Here is a 20992-nt window from a genome sequence, read left to right on the forward strand (position 1 = left end):
GACTCGCAGTCGCCCGCGAAACCCTTGCCTCTGGCTAACACTTCCCCTTGCCGGGTGTGTAGAGGACTTTCACCTCCCAGTGAGTGCGCCCTGCCGGGCGCACAAAAAAAAGAAGGCGCCCGGAGATCGGTAGCGCCTCAAAAACACGCCGCGTCGGGGACGACGCATGGATAGAACGAATCGCCCGGCCAGGCTTTTAAAACAATCAGCGGCCGGGCATTTTCTTTTCTGCGGCTCCGTTTTCGCCCTTGCCGCCTGATGGTGGCCGGCCGTCGCCCGCTCCACCCTTCTGCGCATGGCACTGGTATAGAGATTACGATCTCATTACAATCAGTGCCCATGAACCCAAAGCACACTTCGCCGCACCGCGATCCGCACGCGGGTCCGACGCGCAATCCGCTCCTCGCCTCGCGTCTGCCGATGTGGCGCTCGAAGCTCGTTGTCCTGATCGTCTTCGTCGCGTTTGCTTCGCTGATCGGGCGCGCGTTCTGGATTCAGATTGCGAACCAGGACTTCTACATCCAGCAGGGACAAAAGCGCTATCAGCGGACGATCGAACTCGACGCCACGCGTGGGCGCATCGTCGACCGCCATGGCGCGATGCTCGCCGTGAGTCTGGCGACATACGAGATCTGGGCCACGCCACGGCTGATCGGCGAATCGGCGTTCGCGCCGCTCGCGAAGCTGATCGACCTGCCCGTCGCCGAACTGCGGCGACGTCTTGCCGCCGACCGGCAGTTCGTGCTGCTCAAGCGCCAGGTCGACGCCGATACCGCCGAGAAGATCGACCGCCTCGGACTCGCGGGTCTCACGCAGATTGCCGACACGAAGCGCTTCTATCCCGAAGGCGAATCGGCGGCGCACGTGGTGGGCTTTACCGACATCGAGGACAAGGGCCAGGAAGGCATCGAGCTCGCCGCCGACGCCTGGCTCGCCGGCGCGCCAGGCGAGCGCGAAGTGATTCGCGACCGGCTCGGCCGCGTGGTGTCCGAGACGCGGCCGCTCGTACCGGCGCAGAACGGCGCGACCGTGCAGCTGACGATCGACCGGCGCATCCAGCAACTGGCCTTTGCGCAACTGCGCGCGGCGGTCGAAAAGCACAGCGCGGAGGCGGGCAGCGTCGTCGTGCTCGACGCGCGCAACGGCGAAGTGCTCGCGCTCGCAAACTGGCCGACGTTCGATCCGAACGACCGCGCGCGCCTGACCGGACGGCAATTGCGTAATCGCGCGGTCGTCGACACGTTCGAGCCGGGGTCGACGATCAAGCCGCTCGTCGTCGCGCTATCGATCGACGAAGGCAAGGTGCGCCCGCATACGCTCATCGATACCGCACCCGGCAGTTACCGGATCGGGCCGAACGTGATTCACGACACGTCCGATCATGGCCGGATGACCGTTGCCGAAGCGGTGCAGAAGTCGAGCAACATCGCGCTCGCGAAACTCGCGCTGAACCTGCCGGCAGAAACGATCTGGACGAAGTATCAGGAATACGGGCTCGGCCAGCCGCCGGCGCTGACGTTTCCTGGCGTCGCGTCGGGCAAGGTGCGGCCGTACAGGCGCTGGCGCCCCATCGAGCAGGCGACGATGGCCTATGGCTACGGCCTTTCCGCGTCACTTCTGCAGATCGCGCAGATCTACACCGCCTACGCGGGCGACGGCACGCTGCATCCGGCCACGCTGCTGCTCGATCACGCGCAGCCCGGCATCGATGCGCCGCCTCGCAGCCCCGGCCAGCGCGTGACGATGCCCGCGACGGCGGCGTCGATCCGCTCGATGCTGGAAATGGCGACGGGGCCTGGCGGCACGGGCCGTGCAGCGGCGATCGAAGGTTACCGCGTGGGTGGCAAGACCGGCACCGCGCGCAAGCAGGTCGGCGCAACCTATGCGAAGAACCGCTATCGCGCGCTCTTCGTCGGCATGGCGCCCATGAGCGATCCACGGCTGATCGTCGCCGTGATGATCGACGATCCGGCCGGCCGCGCGTTTTACGGCGGCACGGTGGCGGGTCCGGTGTTTTCGTCGGTGGCCGGCGGCGCGTTGCAACTACTGGGCGTGCCGCCCGATGCGTGATGCAGGACTGCGCGAAGACCTTCCTGCGGCTTGACGCCTACAGTCCGTCCGGCGAATCACCAGGGAGCGCCTGCACGCGATTGCGGCCGTTGCGTTTGGCGTGGTACATCGCGCGGTCGGCTTCGTCGATGAGCGTATCGCCGAGCGTCGAGGGATCGTCGCGGCGCTTGCTGGTGCGCGCCGACACACCGATCGACACCGTCAGCGGAATCCGTGTGCCGCTTTCGTCGAGCAGTTCGAGCGTCGACACTGCCTGACGCACGCGTTCAGCGACGACCATCGCATCTTTCAGATCGCCCTGCAGCAGCGCGGCGAATTCTTCGCCGCCGTACCGCGCGAGCGTATCGCCGAGTCGCACCTGCTGTCGCACGCAGGCAGCGACGAGCACGAGTGCGCGGTCGCCCGTCGGATGGCCATAGGTGTCGTTGATCTGCTTGAAGCTGTCGATGTCGATGAACAGACACGCGACTGGCAGTGCGTAGCGCGCCGCACGGGTCGTTTCTTCGCGCAGGCGTTCGTCGAAGTAGCGGCGGTTCGCAAGGCCCGTGAGCGGGTCCGTCATGCCGAGCTGCTTGAGCCGCTCGCGGTGCGCGACGTTGTCGAGGCTTGCATTGACGATCGTCGCGAAGCGTTCGAGGATGTCCGTCGCCATGCCTTCCGCGAAACGCCCGGCGTTATCGCTACCGAGGCAGAGGTAACCCATCGCGCGGCCGCCGCTTGTGAGCGGCAACACGATCGCGCTGGCGGCGGGCGTCTGGCCTTCAAAGAATGCGTTGCGCGCCGTTTCGCCCATTTCGCGCGCCTTGCCGAGCCACGGACGGCCCTCCTTGCAGAGCTGCGCACCCGCATCGCCGATGTGGCGCGCGGTTTTCAGCTGATGGCTGGCGGGACGGTAGGGCGCTTCTGGCGAAAGCAGTTCGTGCAGCATCGGCGCACGGTCATCGAGCCAGAGCAGGACGCTCGTCAGCGTGAATTCGCGCGGCAGGCGGGTGAACAGCGTTTCGAGGAAAACCTGGAAATCCTGCGCCCCGATCAGATGCAGTTCCACGTCCTGGAAGCGGCGAAGCGTGCGCTCGTTGTGCTGAACGGTATCGATCAGCGCGCGAAGGCGATCGGAAAGCGGCGTTTGGGCGAGATTCGTCACGTTATCGGTTGGGCGGACAGGGCGAGGCATACACATCGGCCTCATCTGTACGGTTATCGGCCGATTTTTCCCGGGCTTGAGCACTTTCTCGGTGCACCATAAAACAAACGGCTTTCGCGCGCTTTGCGATGCGTGTTCGTTGCCTGCAACCAGCCGACGGATTGCTCGCGGCGCAACGGTTTATTGTGGAAAGTGCTGCCTCTTTGCGATATTTCGCGATCTACCATTCTTAAGTCGATTAAACGTCGACTTACTCAGCGAGGCCGTCATGAAATCCAGTTTTGTTGTTGCAGCCGCGCTCGTGGCGTCGGTGTGGTCGCTGGCTGCGCAAGCGCAGGAAAACGCGGCGGGTACGGTGAATCAGCAGGATGCTGTGTCGCGCGCGGCATCGACCGATGCGCATCCGGCGCAGACGTCAGTCACGCCGGACGCCACCCAGGCCGTGGGCGGGACGACACCGATGTCGTCGCAATCGGGTTCTTCGTCCGCATCGGGTTCGCGCGGTGGTGTTGCGCCGTCGCTGTTCGATCAGGTGTTTCGGGGGAATTGAGAGCGGTTGAAGGTTTTGCGTGGGGTGTGAGTGAGACGAAGTGGGCCGACACGGTATCCGGTGTTCCGGATGCCGCGCCGCAAACGCGGAAGTGATAACGGCGTGTGTGTGGATGCCTGGGAGATTTGCTTTGTTGTCGCGAGGGGCGCGGATTTCGCGCCCCTTTGTTGTTTTGATTCCTACCGCCGGTTCGACCCCGACACGACATCGATCCACACCGCCAGCACCAGAATCCCGCCCTTAACAATCATCTGCCAGTAAGCGTCGACGTCCAGCATCGACATCCCGTTATCGAGGCTCGCCATCACAAGCGCGCCGATCAACGCGCCGTACACCGTGCCCGAGCCGCCGCGCATCGACGTGCCGCCGATAAAGCACGCCGCGATCGCATCGAGTTCGCCCATCGACCCCGCCGACGGCGAACCGGCCGCAAGCCGTGCCGTATTGACGATGCCGCCAAACGCGCACATCAGCCCCATCAGCGCGAAGATCGCAAGTTTCACGCGGTCGGTGTTGACGCCCGAAAGCCGCGTCGCTTCCAGGTTTGAACCGACTGCGTAGATGCGCCGTCCGAAAACCGTCTGCGTCGCGATCCATGTGAAGATGGCCAGCAATGCAAGCAGCAGCAATACCGGCACCGGAATACCGCCGTACCGGTCGAGTGTGGCGATGAACGCGGCCAGAATCACGCCCGTGCCGACGATCTTTGCAACATCCTGCCAGACCGGCACGACGGGCAATTCATAACGCTGCCGGTTACGTCGCTGGCGCACTGTCAATAACGCCAACAACGCGAAGAGCACGACCGCCAGCGCATCCCCGGCGATTCGCGGCAGATAGCCTTGCCCGATAAACACGAGACCATCGGACACCGGCGCGACCGTCGAGCCACCCGTCACGCCAAGCAATATCCCCCGATACGCGAGCATCCCGCCAAGACCGACAATAAACGAAGGCACCCGCCGGTAGGTCGACCACCAGCCGTTGAACATGCCGACCAGCACGCCGAGCAGCATTACGACGGGCACCGTCACGGCAAGCGGCCAGTGATGATTCACGTCGAGAATCGCCGCGACGCCACCCAGCAGGCCAAGCAGCGACCCGACCGACAGATCGATTTCACCCGCGATGATGACGAACACCATGCCGCACGCGAGCATGCCAGTGATCGACATCTGTCGCAGCAGGTTCGACAGGTTGCGCGGCGTGACGAACGCACCATGCGTCAGGAACGAAAAGAAAATCCAGATCGCCGTGACTGCGAGCAGCAGCGCGAGAATCTTGTAGCGTGCGAACAGTTGCTGGAAACGCTGTCCGCTGCCGAACGAGGCGGACGAAGCTGCGTCGCCGGGGCCGTGGGAAGTGACGTCGGGAGTCATGCGGCACTCGCTCCGGTTTGGGTCATGGAAGAATTCACAGGGTTCAGTGCGGCCGTCAGGATATGTTCCTGAGTAAGCGTCTGGCCATCATTGATGAAGTCGCCGCGCAGCTCGCCTTCGCCGATCACGAGCACGCGATCGCTGATGCCAAGCACTTCCGGTAACTCCGAAGAAACCATCACGATCGCCATGCCGCGCTGCGCGAGTTGAAAGATCAGTTTGTAGATTTCGTACTTCGCACCCACATCGACGCCCCGGGTCGGTTCATCGAGAATCAGCACCTTTGGATTCGTCAGCAGCATCTTCGTCAGCACGGCTTTTTGCTGGTTGCCTCCCGAAAGGCTTGCGATCGACAGCATCGGATGCGCGGCGCGAATCGACAGGCGCTTTATTTCCGTGTGGATGGTATCGAGTTCGGCAGCGGCGTCGATGCGGCCGCCTTTCGCAAAGCGTTGCAGCACGGCCAGCGTGATGTTGTGCCCGACACCGAGCTGCGGCACGATGCCATGACGTTTGCGATCCTCCGGCACCATCGCGATGCCTGCTCGAATCGCATCGACCGGCGCGCGGATCCTGAGCGGCGCGCCTTCGAGCACCACGCTCGCCGCGCAACTACCGGGATACGCGCCGAACACCGCCTGCATCAGCTCCGTACGCCCTGCCCCGACCAGTCCCGCCACGCCGAGAATCTCGCCGCGCCGCAGCGTGAACGACACGTTGTCGACACGTTTGCGCCGCGGATTCGTCACATCAAAACACGTGACGTTGCGTGCTTCAAAGACGACGTCGCCGATTTCGTGCGGCTCACGCGGAAACAGGTTCTTGATTTCGCGCCCGACCATCATTGCGATGATGCGTTCGGTGGTGAGCCCGCGCATCGGCTCGGTGGCAACGTGCCTGCCATCGCGAATCACCGTGATCGTGTCGCACACTGCTTCGACTTCGTCGAGCTTGTGCGAGATATACACGCAGGCCACGCCGCGCTTCTTAAGGTCGCGCACGATGTTGAGCAGGATGCGCGTTTCCGACGCCGTCAGAGACGACGAAGGTTCGTCGAGAATCAGCAGCTTCGCGCGCTTGTTCAGCGCCTTCGCGATTTCGATGAGCTGCTGGTGACCGCCGCCGTAATTCATCACCGGCTGCGCGACGTTGATGCCGGTAATGTCCAGTTCGCGCAGTAGTTCATCGGCGCGACGGTACATTGCCGCGTAATTCATGCGGCCGCCCGGCAACGTGATTTCGTTGCCCAGAAAAATGTTCTCGGCAACCGAAAGCTCCGGCACCAGCATCAGTTCCTGGTGAATGATGACAATGCCCGCGTGTTCCGTATCGCGCACGTTCGCCGCCTTGAGCGGCTGGTCTTCCCAGAGAATTTCGCCATCCCAGGTGCCGTACGGATACACACCGGACAGCACTTTCATCAGCGTCGACTTGCCCGCGCCGTTTTCTCCGCACAGGCCGACACATTCGCCCGGTGACACGGCAAGGTCGATGCCATCCAGCGCCTTGACGCCGGAAAACGATTTGACGATGCCGCGCATCGTCAGCAAGGGTTGCGCCATTCGCGTCTGCCTCGTTGCAAAGTGCGCGGCTTCGTTCATCCTTAACCTGCATGATGAGCAGAGCCGCGCACGTCTTACGTTTTATTGGCTCGCGAGTTGCGACTGGGTGTAGAAGCCGTCCTTCACGACGACATCGACGTTGCTCTTCGTGAGGAGCGTCGGTTGCAGCAGCACCGTGTCGACCTTCTTCTTGCCGTTATCGTATTGCGAGTTAAACGCCGGCTTCGTGCCCTTCGCCAGATCCACCGCGAGTTTTGCGGCTTCGCCTGCGATCAGCTTGAGCGGCTTGTAGACGGTCATCGTCTGCGTGCCGGCAATCACGCGCTTCACGGCCGCAAGATCGGCGTCCTGGCCCGATACCGGCACCTTGCCCGCCATCTTCTGCGCGGCGAGCGCCTGGATCGCGCCGCCGGCCGTGCCGTCGTTCGAGGCCACGATCGCGTCGATCTTGTTGTTGTTCGCCGTGAGCGCGTCTTCCGTGATGCGAAGCGCCGTCGATGCGCTCCACTCCGGCACCCATTGCTGACCCACCACCTTGATGTCGCCGCGATCGATGGCCGGCTTGAGGATCTTCAGCTGGCCTTCACGCAGCATCTTTGCGTTGTTGTCGGTGGGCGCGCCCCCAAGCAGGAAGTAGTTGCCCTTAGGCTGTGCATTGAACACGCCCTGAGCCTGCATTTCGCCCACTTTTTCGTTGTCGAACGAAATGTACGCATCGACGTCGGCATCCAGAATCAGGCGGTCATACGAAACGACCTTGATACCGGCCTTCTTCGCTTCGGCCACCACGTTGCCAAGCGTCTTCGAATTGAACGGCACGATGACGATCACGTCGACGCCGCGCGAAATCAGGTTTTCGATCTGCGCGATCTGACGTTCCTCGCTGGCGTCGGCCGATTGCACCGAGACCTTGGCGCCGAGCTTCTGCGCTGCCGCGACAAAATAGTCGCGGTCGCGCGACCAGCGCTCGACGCGCAGGTCGTCGATACAGAAGCCGATTTCAGGGTTGTCCTTGCTTGCATGTGCAAGCGGCGCGACGACGGACAGGCTGGCGACCATCGCTGTGCACAGTAGCGTACCCAGGACGGAACGGCGTGTTTTGAATTTCATGTCTCACTCCTCGTTATGGTCGTTTCATGCTGCATCGGAAGGCCAACACATCAAGACTGCGCGGCCGGGCAAATGACAACAAAGGCACTACCTTTTTCGCGGCGCGGCTGCACTGGCCGCGACCGTCGGTCTGCTTCTGACCGTCCGTCAGGGACTGGTCGCAAACACCGGTTCGAGCGCGCGATAGAGCGCGTGAAAGGTGGGACGGCGTACGTCGCGATACCACGCATGACGCGTCGCATCCGGCTCGCGCACCGCCACTACTTCAGGCGTCGGACAGACCGCTTCGAGCGACGCGGACGGCTCGAGCGCCAGATGCGCGAGGCGCGCAGCGCCGAGCGCGGGACCGACCTCGCCGCCCGATCGCAACGTCAGCGGACGGCCGGCGATGTCGGCCAGCATCTGCGTCCAGTACGCGCTGCGTGACCCGCCGCCGATCACCGTGATTTCATCGGGTACGAGGCCCGCTGCGTGCAGCGCATCCATGCCGTCGAGCAACGCGCAGCCGACACCTTCGAGCGTCGCGTTCGCAAGGTCGGCACGCGTTGTCTCCGGCGTCATGCCGTAGAACACGCCCTTTGCATTCACGTTGTTGTGCGGCGTGCGCTCGCCCGTCAGATACGGAAGGAACCACGCCCCCCGGCTGCCTGCGTTCGCTTCGGCATCGGCGAGCAGCGCGGGCACGTCGGCATAGCCGGTAAGACGCGCGCAAAAGTCGATACAGCCAGCCGCGTTCAGCATCACCGACATCATGTGCCACGTCTGCGGCAACGCATGACAGAAGCTGTGAACCGCGGATGCGGGATTCGCGAGGAAGCCATCGGACACGGCAAAATAGACACCCGACGTGCCGAGCGAAAGCATCGCCTGCTTCGGCTTGACGATGCCGACGCCAACCGCGCCCGCTGCATTGTCCCCGCCGCCGGCGATAACCGGAATCTCGTTCAACCCCCACTCGTGGGCAAGTTCGGGTTTAAGCGTTCCGGTAATACGGTTGCCTTCGAACACCGTGGGCATCTGGGCCCGCGTCAAGCCGCAAGCACCAAGCAACGCGTCGCTATAGTCGCGCTTCGCGACGTCGAGCCATAAGGTGCCCGCCGCGTCTGAAGGATCGGTTGCGAAGTCACCGGTTAGCCGGTAGCGCAGATAGTCTTTAGGCAGCAGCACCTGCGCGATACGCGCGAAGACATCCGGTTCGTGCTTGCGAACCCACAACAGTTTTGGCGCGGTAAAGCCGGGCATCGCGAGATTGCCGGCCACAGCATGCAGTTGTGGCACGGCCGCTTCCAGCTCGACGCATTCCACGTCCGAGCGTCCGTCATTCCACAGGATCGCAGGGCGCAGCACGTCGCCCTGGGAGTCGAGCAACGTCGCGCCGTGCATCTGGCCGGTGAGACCGATTGCCTCGATGCGCGACGCGTCGATGCCTTCCACGCGGACCTGCGCAAGCAGGTCGCCGATTGCGGCGGTCGTGGCGTTCCACCAGTCTTCGGGCGACTGCTCCGACCAGCGTGGATGCGGCCGGCTGACAGTCAATGCATGTCCCGCCGTGCAGCGCACGCGCTGGTCGCGATCGAGCAGCACCGCCTTGACGCCCGACGTGCCGAGGTCAATACCGATGAACATTGTCTCCATCCTTTTTTCGCGCAAGTGTGCGCCTTGCCAACCCGTCATTCATTGCGAAATTGACGGGTGGCACTAACGTTTTTTTGGCTTCGCCAGAAGCGCGTCAAGAGAGCTTAACGTGGCGCGTAGATAGCCTGGTTCACGATGTTTTCAAGCCGCTCCTGCTGGCCGCTGACGTGCTGCGGGTTCACGCCGCGCGCCGTTGCGTCGATGGCAAGCGTCGACAGCGAATAACCGCCCGACAGGATCTTGCGACCGAATTCCGTATCCCAGCCTGCGTAACGCTGCTGGCGGAATTTCTGCAGACGGTCGTTTTCAACGAGCACCGCCGCGCGTTCCAGCGCCAGCGCGAGGACATCGATCGCGCCGACGTGGCCGTAGAACAGGTCTTCCGCATCGATGCTCTGGCGTCGCACTTTCGCGTCGAAGTTCATGCCGCCGGTCGAAAAGCCGCCGTGACGCAGGATTTCGTAGAACGCGAGCGTCATTTCCTCGACGCTGTTCGGGAACTGATCGGTATCCCAGCCGTTTTGCGGATCGCCGCGATTCGCGTCGACGCTGCCGAAAACACCCAGTGCAAACGCGGTCGCGATCTCGTGATGGAACGAGTGGCCGGCAAGCGTCGCATGATTGGCTTCGATGTTCACGCGAATTTCGTCCTGCAAACCGTATTGCCGCAAAAAGCCATGCACCGTCGCCACGTCATAGTCGTATTGATGCTTCGTCGGCTCCTGCGGCTTCGGTTCGATCAGGAGCGCGCCCTTGAAACCGATGCGATGCTTGTGCTCGATCACCATGTTCAGGAAGCGCGCAAACTGGTCGCGCTCGCGAACGAGATCGGTATTGAGCAGCGTGTCATAGCCTTCACGGCCGCCCCACAGCACGTAGTTGTCGCCGCCGAGCTTGAGCGTCGCGTCGAGTGCGTGGCATACCTGCGTCGCCGCATAGGCGAATACTTCAGGATTCGGGCTCGTCGCTGCGCCCCCTGCATAGCGCGGATGCGAAAACAGGTTTGCCGTGCCCCACAGCAGTTTCATGCCGGTATCCTGCTGCTTGCGCGCGAGATAGTCGGTCATGCGCGCGAAGTTCTCGGTGTAGTGCTTGAGGCTCGTACCTTCAGGGGCGACGTCGGTGTCATGGAACGTGTAGTACGGCACGCCCAGTTTCGTGAAGAACGTGAAGGCTTCGTCGGCTTTTTGCTGCGCCCGCTCCATCGCGTCACCGGGTTGCTGCCAGGGGCGCTTGAACGTGCCCTGACCGAAGATGTCGATGCCTGGCCACACGAACGTGTGCCAGTAGCAGACGGCAATACGCAGGTGTTCTTCCATTGTCTTGCCGAGGACCTCTTTCTTGCGGTCGTAGAACCGGTAAGCAAGGGGATTGTCCGACTGCGGGCCTTCGTATTGCACTGCGGGAACGTGTTCGAAAAAGGACATGTCGTCTCCTGATGTCATGTTGCGCTGCAACCGGGTTTTCCCGCAGTGCCGTGGAGGGTGCGGGCTGGTTGATGCAGGTTGATGCCATCGTGCCAGTGCGCGTGATGACCCGGCAATTGCGAAATTGCGTAGCCTGTGTGATGTTTCTCGCGGGTAATTACAATCGGTCGCCCAGGCGCGGGTTTCCCGGCCTAAAATAACCGGACACTTAAAACCGGCGCGGACACGGCCGTCGCGCCCAACATGAGACATTGGTCCGCATACAGCGCGCCATCCAGGTGATGACCCGAACCCAGACACCGCCCAGGACACACCGCATCGCGCTCCTGTTCAACGCGAACAAGGTGTATGACCGCGAGATCATCACAGGTATCGGCAACTACCTGCTGTCGACGCGCGTCGCGTGGGACCTGTTCCTCGAAGAAGATTTCCGCTGCCGCCTGGAAGGCATCGAGCGGTTCGATGGCGACGGCATCATCGCGGATTTCGACGACCCTGCTGTATGCGAAGCGCTCAGCGACTGCGCACTGCCGGTCGTCGCGGTCGGTTCATCGTATGAAGATGCGTCGCAGTATCCGCCGGGGCTGCCCTATATCGCGACCGACAATCCCAAGCTCGTTTCGCTCGCCTTCACGCACCTGATCGGCGCGGGCTTGCAGCGCTTTGCGTTTTACAGCCTGCCTGAAGCGCCGGAAAACCGCTGGGCCCAGCAGCGCGAACTCGCGTTCACACATCTGCTCAACGCGGAAGGGCTCGATGTCGAGATCAATCGCGGCCTGCCGACGAGCGCGCCTGGCTGGAACAAGGCAAGCGAGCAGCTCGCCGCGTGGCTTAAGGATCTGCCGAAGCCCGTCGGTATCATCGCGGTAACGGATGCGCGTGCGCGCCACCTTCTGCAGGCGTGCCTGATGGCGGGCATCGCGGTGCCGGAAGAAGTCGCGATCATCGGCATCGACAACGATCCATTGACGCGCACGCTCACGCGCATTCCGCTTTCTTCCGTGATTCAGGGCACCGAGGAAATGGGCCGCACCGCCGCCCACCTGTTGCATCAGATGCTGCATGGCGCGCGCTTTCCCGGGCGACGCATTCTTGTGCCGCCTGTCGGCATCAACGTGCTCGAATCGACAAAGCATCAGCCGCTGTCAAGCCCGTATGTGATGCGGGCGCGGCACTTTATCCGCCAGTACGCGTGTCAGGGCATACGTACCGAACAGGTTGCGGATTACGTGGGTGTGTCCCGGTCTTCGCTCGAAGAGTATTTTCGTCGCGAACTGCAGTGCACCGTGCATCAGGAAATTCTGCGTCATAAACTGGATGCCGCCAAAACCATGCTTGCAAAGCGCGATGCGTCGAGTGCGGAGGTCGCAATCCGCTGTGGATTTACGTCGCTGCAATACATGTACGCGGTTTTTCGTCGTGAACTTGGCTGCACGCCGCGCGAGTATCAGGAACGCGCGAAGTCGTCGGCTGCGCCGGGTTGAACCTTCTACCTCCCCACTTTCGACGACATGATCACTCACGCTCACCTTTCCTCGGCCGCCTGGGGCACGCTCGCAAGCGGCGACCCGGTGCAGATCTTCACACTGCGTAACGCGCACGGCATGAAGGTCGCCATCAGCGATCTCGGCGCAACGCTCATCTCCTGGCATGCGCCCGATCGCTCGGGGCGTCTCGATGACGTCCTGCTCGGCCACGACACGCCCACCGAATACTTCGCGGCCGCAACGTACATGGGCGCGCTCGTCGGCCGCTGGGCGAACCGCATCGCGCATGCGCGCTTCACGCTCGACGGCATCGACTACACGCTTGATCGCAACGACGGACCGAACCTGCTGCACGGTGGCGCAGCCGGTTTTCACCGGGCGATGTGGGACGTGAGCGAAGACAACGGTGCGCTCGTGATGCGCCTCGAATCCGCCGAAGGCGACGCAGGCTTTCCGGGCAACGTGACGGTTCAGGTGCGCTACACGCTCGACGACGACGGCACGCTCGAGATCGATTACGAAGCGGTGTCCGACGCGCCCACGCCGCTCAACCTCACAAGCCACCCGTATTTCAACCTGACGGGCCAGCCCGACACCGACATTCGCGGCCACGTGATGACGATCGAAGCCGATGAGTTCTTCGAAGTCGACACGGAGCTGATTCCATCCGGTCGCGCGGAAGTGGCCGGGAACGCGTTCGATTTCCGCCAAAGCGCGCCGATCGGTGCACGACTGGACTGGCCGCATGTGCAACTCGCGCGCGCCGGCGGCTTCGATCATTGCTACGTGTTGCGCGACGTGCCCGCGCCCGATACCGCCCTGCGTCCAATGCGGCACGTTGCCCGCGCGTACGACCCGGCCAGCGGGCGCGAACTCACGGTCGCCACGAATGAACGCGGCCTGCAGTTTTATACGGGGAATTATCTGGAAGGCACGGTTGGCCGCAACGGCACCGTGTATCGCAACCACTCGGGGTTGTGCCTCGAAGCGGGCGGCTTTCCGAACCAGATCAACATGGAAGAACGCGAGCGCGAACAGGTGATCCTGCGGCCCGGCGAAGTCTATCGCCAGCTCACGCGTTATCGTGTGGATGTCGCAACTTGAAAGACGCGCAAGTGGAGGCGTGAACGCCTCCGCTTGCGTTCTAGAACACGCCCATCATCTTCGAGAGCTCGGACACGTACTCGCCGTATTTCGGATCGGCCTTCACCTCGTCGGGCTGGCGCGGACGCGGCAGCTCGATCTTCACGTCGTGCAGCACACGCCCCGGCCGCTCCGACATCACAAGCACACGGTCCGACAGAAACACGGCCTCGTGAATGCTGTGCGTCACCAGCAGTACCGTTAGCGTGCTCTGCTGCCAGATGCGCAGCAGCTCGACGTTCAGCCGGTCGCGCGTAAGCGCATCGAGCGCGCCGAACGGCTCATCCATCAGCATCACACGCGGCTCCAGCAGAAGAATCTGCCCGATCGCCGCGCGCTGCCGCATGCCGCCCGAGAGTTCGTGCGGATAGCGGTCGGCAAACTGCGTGAGGCCAAGTGTGTCGAGGAGCGCGGGCAAACGGGCTTCGATGCGTTCACGCGGCAGGTTGCGCAGCTTCGCGCCGAGGCGGATATTCGCGCCCACGGTGAGCCACGGCAACATGTTGCTCGTCTGGAACACCACGCCGATATCGTGAACCGGCCCCGCCACCGCGCCGCCATCGAGCAGGATGCGACCGTCGTCGCACGGCACGAGGCCCGCCACCATCCTCAACAGCGTGCTCTTGCCGCAGCCGCTTGGGCCGAGAATCGAGACGAACTCGCCGTCGCGAACCTGCATGGAGACATCTTCGAGCGCGCTGAACGCGCCTGCGCCGCCGCGGGCCGCGAACCGTTTGCCGACCTGATCGACCGACACCATCGCGCGCGCCGCGGCGTCACGCTGCTGAATATCCACGCCCGTGCAGGGCGCACGCGCTACGACGCGCAACATGTTTGCGAGTGCCATCAGACTGTGACTCCTCTCCACCAGACTCCACGCGAAACCAGCTCGACGGCCCAGTAAAACAGCATCGCGAGCACGGTCACCATCAGGATTGCCGCAAACGAAAGCGCGGTCTGCGCATTCGACGTCGCGAATACGATCAGATGCCCGAGCCCCGACTCCGAACCGATGAATTCACCGACAATCGCGCCGATCACCGCAAGCGGCATCGCGACTTTCAGCCCATCGATCAGCGAAGGCAACGCTGCCGGCAGACGCAGATACCAGAACGTTTTCGCCTGCGAGGCGCCGAGCGCCCGAAAATGTTCGTCGAGATTACGCGGCACGCCCGCGAGTCCGCCCATGGTCGCGATGACGATCGGGAAGAATGCGAACAGCACGGCGGCCGCCAGCTTCGAGCCGAAACCGTAGCCGAACCACACGATCAGGAGCGGCGCGAGCGCGATTTTCGGCATGCTCTGCAACGCGGTGACGAGTGGAAAGAGCGTGCGCCGCGCAATCGCGGACGTGCTGGCAAGGAGGCCCACCGCAAGCCCGCCGACGAGCGCGAGCGCGAAACCGGCGAACACTTCCCATGCGGTGGCGAGCGTGTCCGAGAACAACTGTCCGCGCATTTCCCAGCCGGCTTCGAACACCTTCGACAGCGCGGGCAGCACGTATTCGCGCGTGCCCGACCAGCGCACGCCGAACTCCCACACGAGTCCGACGACGATCCAGAACGCCAGCGTTTCGGCGAACCGCTTGAGCTTCAGCTTCATAAAAGGCTCCGCGTCAGTCGTCTTTCTTGCCGGAACCGCCACTCTTCTGCGCGACGAGATGCGCGGGCGGCGGCACGACAAAACGTTCGAAGCGATACTGGTCGAACGATTCGATGTTGCGTTCCCACACCTGCGGCTCGTGCGGATCGCGCTCGCCGATCTGCGTCATCTCGCAGTAGACCTCGACGTTGTTGCCGTCCGGATCCTTGAAGACGAGGAACAGGTTGTTGCCCGGACCGTGCCGTCCAATGCCGCGCACAATCTCGACGCCATGTTCCTGTAGCACCTTCACCGAGCGCTCCATTTCCTCGTAGCTGTCGATCAGATATGAGAAGTGTTCGAGACCGGGACGCGAATAGCGCGGCAGATCGTTGAAGTCGGCAGAATCGGCCGGCAACTGCGAGAGCGCGAGATCATGGTGATCGGTGCCGGCGCGCAGGAACACCATCTGGTCGCCGATCCAGTCGGAGACTTTCAGGCCCAGCACTTCGGTATAGAACTTCGCGGACTTCTGGATATCGCGCACCATCAACACCATGTGCCCCAGACGCTTTGGACGCAAACTGTTCATTGATTCCCTCCTGTTCGCCCGCGGGCTGCGTCAAACCGTGCAGCAACCACGCGGGCATCTTGCATCGAGTGCGTGCAGCTACTCGACGAAATGGTTCGTATAGAGATCGGTGGCCTTGACCTTTGTGCCGGTGCCGAATGCGCGCGCGACGAAACCCGCGGTCGCGTCCATGCGTTCGGGGCGCAGCCAGCCTGTCTTGTGATGCGCGGGATCGTCGGTGATCAGGCCGTTGGTTTCCACGATCTGCTGCATGAGGATCGTCTTGTCGAGCACCGGATATTGCGCGGCGATCGCGTCGGCGGCTTCCTGCGGATGTTCGCGCATCGCCGCATAGCCGCGATACGTCGCCTCGACGAAGCGCTTCACGACGTCAGGATGCGACGCGACGAACGTGTCCGTGGTCACGATACCGTTGCCCATCATATCCAGCCCAAAATCCCGGTAATAGACCTTTCCGAGCTGCTGGCCCGCGCGCTTTGCCAGCGCCGCCTGCACGGGCAGGCTCGCGCCTTCCCAGCATTCCGACAGGTCGATGCGCTTTTGCAGCAGTGCGGTATTGATCACCGCGGGATCGAGGCGCACGGTCTTGATCGCATCGGGCGGCAGGCCGTTCTGCTTCAGCCACGCGGGCACGATGTTCTGTACCGGCGAGGCGCCCCCGCCGCCCAGCGTCAGGCCCGACAGATCCTTCAGCGTCGTCACCTTGAAGCCTGGCTTTTCGAGGTAGCACATCGCGCCCGGCCAGCGCGTGTTGATCGCGCCGACCATTACCGCGTGGCCGCCGTGCGCACGGTTGAGCATCACGCTCACCGGGTCGCCGTAACCGAACTCGAACAGGCCGCCGTCGACTTCGTTGACCGTACGCTGACCTCCGTAGCCACGCATCACGGTGACGTCAAGGCCGGCTTCGCGATACCAGCCCTTCGCCTGCGCAAGCAGGATGCCGCCGGTGCTGCCCTGCGGCAGCCACGCGAGATTGACGCGCACCGCGTCCGCCGCCTGGGCGGCGGGCGCTGAAAAAGCGAAGGCTGCCACGGCGAACAGACAGCCCGCTGCCGATACGCGCTGTGCTATCCGGTGTGCAGTTCGCCGCACCTGTTTCAACATGTCCTTCTCCTGCTCCTGTTAGAGGTGCGTGCCAGGCATCTAGCGCGAGGCGCCTTCACGTCGCGCGATCACGCCGCAACCAGCGGATTTTCGATCGAGCCAATGCCGTCGATCGACGCAACCATCACGTCGCCCGGCTTCAGATAGATGCCGCGCCCCATGCCGACGCCCGTCGGCGTACCGGTGGCGACCAGGTCGCCAGGCTGAAGCGTCAGGATCGTCGAGAGGTAATTGATCTGCTCGGCGATGCTGAAGATCATCTCGGACGTGCTGCCGTCCTGCATCATTTCGCCGTTGATCGCGAGACGCATCCGCAGGTTCTGCGCGTCCGGAATGCACGCGCGCGGCACGAACCACGGTCCGAGTGGCCCAAAGGTATCGAAACTCTTGCCGCGAAACCAGTCGTGTTTGAACGGATAGTCGGTGCGGCGATTCAGGTCGCGCGCGCTGACGTCGTTCAGGATCGTGTAACCGGCGATGTAGTCGTACGCGTCTTCCACCGCGATGTGGCGGCCGCGCCGGCCGATTACGACGGCCAGTTCGACTTCCCAGTCCACCCGTTCGGCGGTGGGCGGAATCACGACCTGCGCGAGGGTCGGCACAATACTCGTTTCCGCCTTCATGAACATGTATGGCGTGCTTTCCTCGCGCGGCGCAAGCTCGGTGCCCATTTCGCGTGCGTGTTCATAATAGTTCGACGCCGCCGCGAAAATCCGCCGTGGCGTATAAGGCACGCGCAGTGTGTGCCCGGCGAGCGGCGTCGCGTTGACGCGGCCCGCTTCGATGGCGGCGGCAGCAGCGCCGAGGCGCTCCACGGCGGCTGCGCCCGCGCCTTCCCAGCCGGCGATCAGCGCGTCGAGATCGCCGGGCAGCGCCGCAGCGGCGGTTTCGCGCAGCACCGCCTGCGCGTCGTAAAGCGCGTCGCCGACAGCCAGCCCTGCCGCGGTGCGGCCATTCAGTTCGTAGGTTGCGATACCAAACCAGGTCACTTTTATCCTCGCTTCTTCTGATGAGTGGGATGCAGATCCGCGCACGTCAGGGTCTCCCGTCGCGGATCATTTTGTATACATTTACGCATCAGTGTATTTTTATATACATTAACGTATACACTTATCGGGGTATGAACACGGTTGCGCGTACACTGCATGGCCAGTGCAGCGCTGATATGCGCCACCCGCATTGAGGGTGACGCAGCGCTGGCGCATAATGGGCCGGCTTTCGAGCCACACCGGGCCTGCCAGGCCTGCCGGTCACGCCTTCCGCTCAACTCACGACCATGACGATGACAACGCTTTCCTCGAAGATCTATCGCCTGCTGTCCGACGAAATCATCGACGGCACGCTCACGCCGGGCCAGAAGCTCGAAGAGGCCGTGCTGGCCGAGCGCTTCAACGCGTCGCGCACGCCGATCCGCGAAGCGCTGCGTGAACTCGCCGCGCGCGGGCTCGTCGAGCTGACGCCGCGCAAGGGTGTCGTCGTCGCGCAGTTCAGCATCGACGAACTCGCCGACATGCTCGAAGCGATGTGCGAACTCGAAGCGCTGTGTTGCCGTCTGAGCGCGCAACGCATGAGCCTTGTCGAGAAGAAGCAGCTCGAAGAACTGCAGACCGAGATGAACGAGGCGATCGCGTGCAGCGACGAGGCCGGTTATTTCGCGCTCAATCGGGAGTTCCACGAACTGATCTGCAAGGGCGCGCAGAGCAAGTCGCTGGCATCGATCATCGCGGTGCAGCGGCAGCGTCTGGCGGGTTTTCGCGCGGCGCAGCCCGCGTCGCCGTCGCGCTTCGAATCCGCCACCGACGAGCACAGCGAAATCGTCTCGGCCATCCTCAACTCCGAGCCGGAACGCGCGTACAACGCGATGCGCGATCACACGGCGCGTCTGTCGATCGTCGTGCTCGGCAGGCTCAAGCGTCAGCGCGCGGAACGCGAAAACGCCTGATTTTTCGGGGCGTTTTCTGGCGTGCGTTATGGCGTGCGTTATGGCGTACTTTCCCGCGTACGTTTTGGCGTGCGTTTCGCGGCTCGGACTCGACGTGTGATGTCGTGCTGCAGGTGCTGTAGATGCCACAGGCGTCGTCAACATCACGCGTTCGCCACGTCCAGCGCCGGCATCGAAAACCCGAGCGCCACCAGCTGATCGATCAGCGCCGCCGACTGCGCGGCATCCATCTGCGTGAGCGGCGGGCGCACACGCGTCCACGCCGGATCGTTCGCGAAATGCGCGACGATGCGCTTGAGCGCAGGGATCATCGGTTGCGCCTGGACGGCGAGCCGGATCGTCGACACCTTCGCATCGCACAGCGCGCGTGCTTCGGGCGTGGCCGCACGCAACAGTGCCGCAATCGCGTGCGGCTGGATGTTCGCCGTCGCCGAGATGCAACCCGCCGCGCCGAGCGGCAGCGCCCTTGTCAGCAACGCCTCCGACGCCGGAAATACCGCGAAGCCCGGAAAGCGCCTGAGCATCGCCTCGGTGTTCGCCCAGTCGCCGGAACTGTCCTTGATGCCCACTACCGTTTGCGGATACGCCGCGATCAGCCGCTCGATCAGCGCGTGGCTGATCGGCACGCCCGTGAACTGCGGGATGTGATACAGCAGCACGCGCAGATCCGCTGAACCGACAGCTTCGATCACCTCCGCGTAATAGCCGAACAGGCCGTCGTCGCTCACGCCCTTGTAATAGAACGGCGGCAGCATCAACGCGCCCGCGCAACCGGCGCGCTGCGCGTGACGCGTCAGTTCGATCGCTTCGGGCAGCGCGCACGCGCCGGTGCCCGGCAGCAACTGCGCCGGGTCGATGCCGGCTTCGACCACCCGATCGAGCAGCGCGCGACGCTCGGCAAGCGCAAGCGAATTCGCTTCGCTGTTCGTGCCGAAGAGCGCAAGCCCCGCGCCCTGCCCCGTCAGCCAGCGGCAAAACGCGACGAGGCGGTCGGTGTCGACGGTGAGATCGTCGGCAAACGGCGTCACGACGGGCGCGAAAACGCGCGGTTGGGCAAAAGCAGACATGCAGTGTCCTCGTGAAAAGTGGCAGGCGCGGGTTGGGTTCGTCGCGCTGGTCAGCACGTGTCAGCCGGCGAAGAAATCGAGCATCGCGTCGCCGAGCAGCGTTTCCCCCGAATCGAAGTGCGCGACCACCGACGTGTGGTTGTGTCTGCGCATCTGAAGAAAACGCGGCGCGGGTAGCGTGCCGCCCGCGCGCTGCCGCGCTTCCAGCACGCGCTCGAAGAACGCCGCGCCATAGACGTCGAGCCACGGGTTTTCGAATTCGGCGACCACCACCATCAGCGGCACCGGCATGTGCGCCGCGTGCGTGAGGGGAGAGCGTTCGGCGTAGCGCGCCGCGTCGTCGCCGAAATACGCGCGCACGCCACCCGCGTTCGGGTTGTCGGGCAGCACGTCGGCAAAGAGCCGCGCGCTGATCAACACCGCGCCCGCCACTGCTTCCGTATGTTGTCGATCGAGCGCCGGATCGCAGAGATACGTCGCGACATGCGCACCGCCCGCCGAATGGCCGACCAGAAAGATCCGCTGCGGATTGCCGCCGTACGCCGCGATATGCGCGCGCACCCAGCGGAGCGCCGCGGCGACGTCCTCCGCGCCCGCCGGATACGGCGCGCCGGGCGCAAGCCGGTATTCGACGTTCACGCCCACGCGCCCCTGGCGGGCGAACCAGCGCGACACGTTGTCGTAGATCAGTCCGTTGAAGCTCTTGCTGCCGCGCAGAAACGCGCCGCCGTGCACGAACACCACGACATCCGCATGCCCCCGCGCACGCGTTGCATCGCTTGCGAACACGTCCAGCCGCTGCCGTGCATCGGCACCGTACGCGATATCGCTGTCGCACGTCACCGCCTCGCCCACGGCTTCCGCGCGCGCCGCCGCAGCGGCGACGAGCGGCGTATACGCCTCGATCACGCAGTCTCGATGTGCGTTGATATCGCGGCCCCAGACGGGCCCGATCGCCGCAAAGCACTGCTTCACCTCAGAAGACAGATTTCCCAACGGTTCCTGCTGGACTTGCATCGGTGGCCCTCGCAACACGCGCTCACAACAGCGCAAACGACCGGGGTCGGTGTACGAGACGCATTCTGGTATATCAAATTAGCTTTGTGTATACATTTATTATACGTAGTATACCTGGTGAAGTTTCGGACATGCGTGCTTCACAGTGGCATCCGGACTGACATTCCCTTTTCGTCGCG

General features: G+C 63.4%; 18 protein-coding genes. 5 read left to right on the plus strand and 13 right to left on the minus strand.

All coding sequences use genetic code 11. From position 1 onward, the window contains the following. The first annotated feature begins 339 nt into the window (after nucleotides 1–339). Nucleotides 340–2070 carry a peptidoglycan D,D-transpeptidase FtsI family protein gene (locus tag LPA36_RS28715; RefSeq protein ID WP_228883900.1) on the plus strand — a complete coding sequence of 577 codons (1731 nt, stop codon included), beginning with the start codon at nucleotides 340–342 and terminating at the stop codon, nucleotides 2068–2070. Nucleotides 2071–2107: 37 nt separating this feature from the next. On the opposite strand, the gene LPA36_RS28720 is transcribed toward LPA36_RS28715, so the two are convergent. Beyond that, nucleotides 2108–3214 carry a GGDEF domain-containing protein gene (locus tag LPA36_RS28720; RefSeq protein ID WP_228883901.1) on the minus strand — a complete coding sequence of 369 codons (1107 nt, stop codon included), beginning with the start codon at nucleotides 3212–3214 and terminating at the stop codon, nucleotides 2108–2110. A gap of 268 nt (nucleotides 3215–3482) precedes the next feature. On the opposite strand from LPA36_RS28720, the gene LPA36_RS28725 reads away from it, so the two are divergent. Further along, nucleotides 3483–3764 (plus strand): hypothetical protein, encoded by a 282-nt coding sequence (locus tag LPA36_RS28725; RefSeq protein WP_228883902.1) that lies wholly within the window; start codon nucleotides 3483–3485, stop codon nucleotides 3762–3764. A 179-nt stretch (nucleotides 3765–3943) separates the two neighbouring features. Here LPA36_RS28725 and LPA36_RS28730 read toward each other — a convergent pair whose 3' ends face one another. The 5 genes from LPA36_RS28730 to xylA form a co-directional block, all read right to left on the minus strand. Beyond that, on the minus strand, nucleotides 3944–5143 hold the full coding sequence (locus tag LPA36_RS28730; RefSeq protein ID WP_228883903.1) for a sugar ABC transporter permease: 1200 nt from the start codon (nucleotides 5141–5143) through the stop codon (nucleotides 3944–3946). Next, complete coding sequence (gene xylG / locus LPA36_RS28735) at nucleotides 5140–6705, minus strand: D-xylose ABC transporter ATP-binding protein (protein ID WP_228883904.1); 1566 nt, start codon at nucleotides 6703–6705, stop codon at nucleotides 5140–5142. The genes LPA36_RS28730 and xylG overlap by 4 nt, the downstream gene beginning before the upstream one ends. 81 nt (nucleotides 6706–6786) lie before the next feature. Next, nucleotides 6787–7815: a D-xylose ABC transporter substrate-binding protein gene (gene xylF / locus LPA36_RS28740; RefSeq protein ID WP_228883905.1), complete on the minus strand. Its 1029-nt coding sequence runs from the start codon at nucleotides 7813–7815 to the stop codon at nucleotides 6787–6789. 147 nt (nucleotides 7816–7962) lie between these two features. Next, nucleotides 7963–9441 carry a xylulokinase gene (xylB, locus tag LPA36_RS28745; RefSeq protein ID WP_228883906.1) on the minus strand — a complete coding sequence of 493 codons (1479 nt, stop codon included), beginning with the start codon at nucleotides 9439–9441 and terminating at the stop codon, nucleotides 7963–7965. Nucleotides 9442–9554: 113 nt separating this feature from the next. Beyond that, nucleotides 9555–10877, minus strand: coding sequence for a xylose isomerase (xylA, locus tag LPA36_RS28750; RefSeq protein WP_228883907.1), 1323 nt, complete (start codon nucleotides 10875–10877; stop codon nucleotides 9555–9557). Between the two features lie 281 nt (nucleotides 10878–11158). Here xylA and LPA36_RS28755 point away from each other — a divergent pair, with 281 nt between their 5' ends. Both LPA36_RS28755 and LPA36_RS28760 read left to right on the plus strand, forming a co-directional pair. Continuing rightward, on the plus strand, nucleotides 11159–12361 hold the full coding sequence (locus tag LPA36_RS28755; RefSeq protein WP_228883908.1) for a XylR family transcriptional regulator: 1203 nt from the start codon (nucleotides 11159–11161) through the stop codon (nucleotides 12359–12361). Nucleotides 12362–12388: 27 nt separating this feature from the next. Next, entirely contained in the window at nucleotides 12389–13468 is a 1080-nt protein-coding gene (locus LPA36_RS28760) for an aldose epimerase family protein (protein ID WP_228883909.1), read from the plus strand. Nucleotides 13469–13508: 40 nt separating this feature from the next. On the opposite strand, the gene LPA36_RS28765 is transcribed toward LPA36_RS28760, so the two are convergent. The 5 genes from LPA36_RS28765 to LPA36_RS28785 all read right to left on the minus strand — a co-directional run bounded on the left by LPA36_RS28765 (nucleotide 13509) and on the right by LPA36_RS28785 (nucleotide 17776). Further along, nucleotides 13509–14267, minus strand: coding sequence for an ABC transporter ATP-binding protein (locus tag LPA36_RS28765; protein WP_407674358.1), 759 nt, complete (start codon nucleotides 14265–14267; stop codon nucleotides 13509–13511). A gap of 86 nt (nucleotides 14268–14353) precedes the next feature. After that, nucleotides 14354–15109, minus strand: a complete 756-nt coding sequence (locus LPA36_RS28770) for an ABC transporter permease (protein ID WP_228883911.1) — start codon at nucleotides 15107–15109, stop codon at nucleotides 14354–14356. A gap of 13 nt (nucleotides 15110–15122) precedes the next feature. Beyond that, nucleotides 15123–15680, minus strand: a complete 558-nt coding sequence (locus LPA36_RS28775; protein WP_228883912.1) for a VOC family protein — start codon at nucleotides 15678–15680, stop codon at nucleotides 15123–15125. 78 nt (nucleotides 15681–15758) lie between these two features. After that, nucleotides 15759–16787 carry an ABC transporter substrate-binding protein gene (locus LPA36_RS28780; protein ID WP_228883913.1) on the minus strand — a complete coding sequence of 343 codons (1029 nt, stop codon included), beginning with the start codon at nucleotides 16785–16787 and terminating at the stop codon, nucleotides 15759–15761. Nucleotides 16788–16855: 68 nt separating this feature from the next. After that, nucleotides 16856–17776 carry a fumarylacetoacetate hydrolase family protein gene (locus LPA36_RS28785; protein ID WP_228883914.1) on the minus strand — a complete coding sequence of 307 codons (921 nt, stop codon included), beginning with the start codon at nucleotides 17774–17776 and terminating at the stop codon, nucleotides 16856–16858. A gap of 293 nt (nucleotides 17777–18069) precedes the next feature. On the opposite strand from LPA36_RS28785, the gene LPA36_RS28790 reads away from it, so the two are divergent. Next, the gene (locus tag LPA36_RS28790; RefSeq protein ID WP_228883915.1) at nucleotides 18070–18729 is read left to right on the plus strand and encodes a GntR family transcriptional regulator; all 660 of its coding nucleotides are present in this window, start codon (nucleotides 18070–18072) and stop codon (nucleotides 18727–18729) included. Nucleotides 18730–18872: 143 nt separating this feature from the next. Here LPA36_RS28790 and LPA36_RS28795 read toward each other — a convergent pair whose 3' ends face one another. Further along, entirely contained in the window at nucleotides 18873–19796 is a 924-nt protein-coding gene (locus tag LPA36_RS28795; protein ID WP_228883916.1) for a dihydrodipicolinate synthase family protein, read from the minus strand. A 60-nt stretch (nucleotides 19797–19856) separates the two neighbouring features. Next, nucleotides 19857–20813 carry an alpha/beta hydrolase gene (locus tag LPA36_RS28800; protein WP_228883917.1) on the minus strand — a complete coding sequence of 319 codons (957 nt, stop codon included), beginning with the start codon at nucleotides 20811–20813 and terminating at the stop codon, nucleotides 19857–19859. Between the last annotated feature and the right edge of the window lie 179 nt (nucleotides 20814–20992).

This window comes from Paraburkholderia saeva, assembly GCF_907164555.1.
Lineage (GTDB): Bacteria > Pseudomonadota > Gammaproteobacteria > Burkholderiales > Burkholderiaceae > Paraburkholderia > Paraburkholderia saeva.

Coding starts and splice junctions, on each gene's coding strand:
- LPA36_RS28715 (WP_228883900.1), top strand. CDS start 340: ATGAACCCAAAGCACACTTCGCCGCACCGCGATCCGCACGCGGGTCCG.
- LPA36_RS28725 (WP_228883902.1), top strand. CDS start 3,483: ATGAAATCCAGTTTTGTTGTTGCAGCCGCGCTCGTGGCGTCGGTGTGG.
- LPA36_RS28730 (WP_228883903.1), bottom strand. CDS start 5,143: ATGACTCCCGACGTCACTTCCCACGGCCCCGGCGACGCAGCTTCGTCC.
- xylG (WP_228883904.1), bottom strand. CDS start 6,705: ATGGCGCAACCCTTGCTGACGATGCGCGGCATCGTCAAATCGTTTTCC.
- xylF (WP_228883905.1), bottom strand. CDS start 7,815: ATGAAATTCAAAACACGCCGTTCCGTCCTGGGTACGCTACTGTGCACA.
- xylB (WP_228883906.1), bottom strand. CDS start 9,441: ATGTTCATCGGTATTGACCTCGGCACGTCGGGCGTCAAGGCGGTGCTG.
- xylA (WP_228883907.1), bottom strand. CDS start 10,877: ATGTCCTTTTTCGAACACGTTCCCGCAGTGCAATACGAAGGCCCGCAG.
- LPA36_RS28755 (WP_228883908.1), top strand. CDS start 11,159: ATGACCCGAACCCAGACACCGCCCAGGACACACCGCATCGCGCTCCTG.
- LPA36_RS28760 (WP_228883909.1), top strand. CDS start 12,389: ATGATCACTCACGCTCACCTTTCCTCGGCCGCCTGGGGCACGCTCGCA.
- LPA36_RS28765 (WP_407674358.1), bottom strand. CDS start 14,267: ATGGTGTCGGTCGATCAGGTCGGCAAACGGTTCGCGGCCCGCGGCGGC.
- LPA36_RS28770 (WP_228883911.1), bottom strand. CDS start 15,109: ATGAAGCTGAAGCTCAAGCGGTTCGCCGAAACGCTGGCGTTCTGGATC.
- LPA36_RS28775 (WP_228883912.1), bottom strand. CDS start 15,680: ATGAACAGTTTGCGTCCAAAGCGTCTGGGGCACATGGTGTTGATGGTG.
- LPA36_RS28780 (WP_228883913.1), bottom strand. CDS start 16,787: ATGTTGAAACAGGTGCGGCGAACTGCACACCGGATAGCACAGCGCGTA.
- LPA36_RS28790 (WP_228883915.1), top strand. CDS start 18,070: ATGACAACGCTTTCCTCGAAGATCTATCGCCTGCTGTCCGACGAAATC.
- LPA36_RS28795 (WP_228883916.1), bottom strand. CDS start 19,796: ATGTCTGCTTTTGCCCAACCGCGCGTTTTCGCGCCCGTCGTGACGCCG.
- LPA36_RS28800 (WP_228883917.1), bottom strand. CDS start 20,813: ATGCAAGTCCAGCAGGAACCGTTGGGAAATCTGTCTTCTGAGGTGAAG.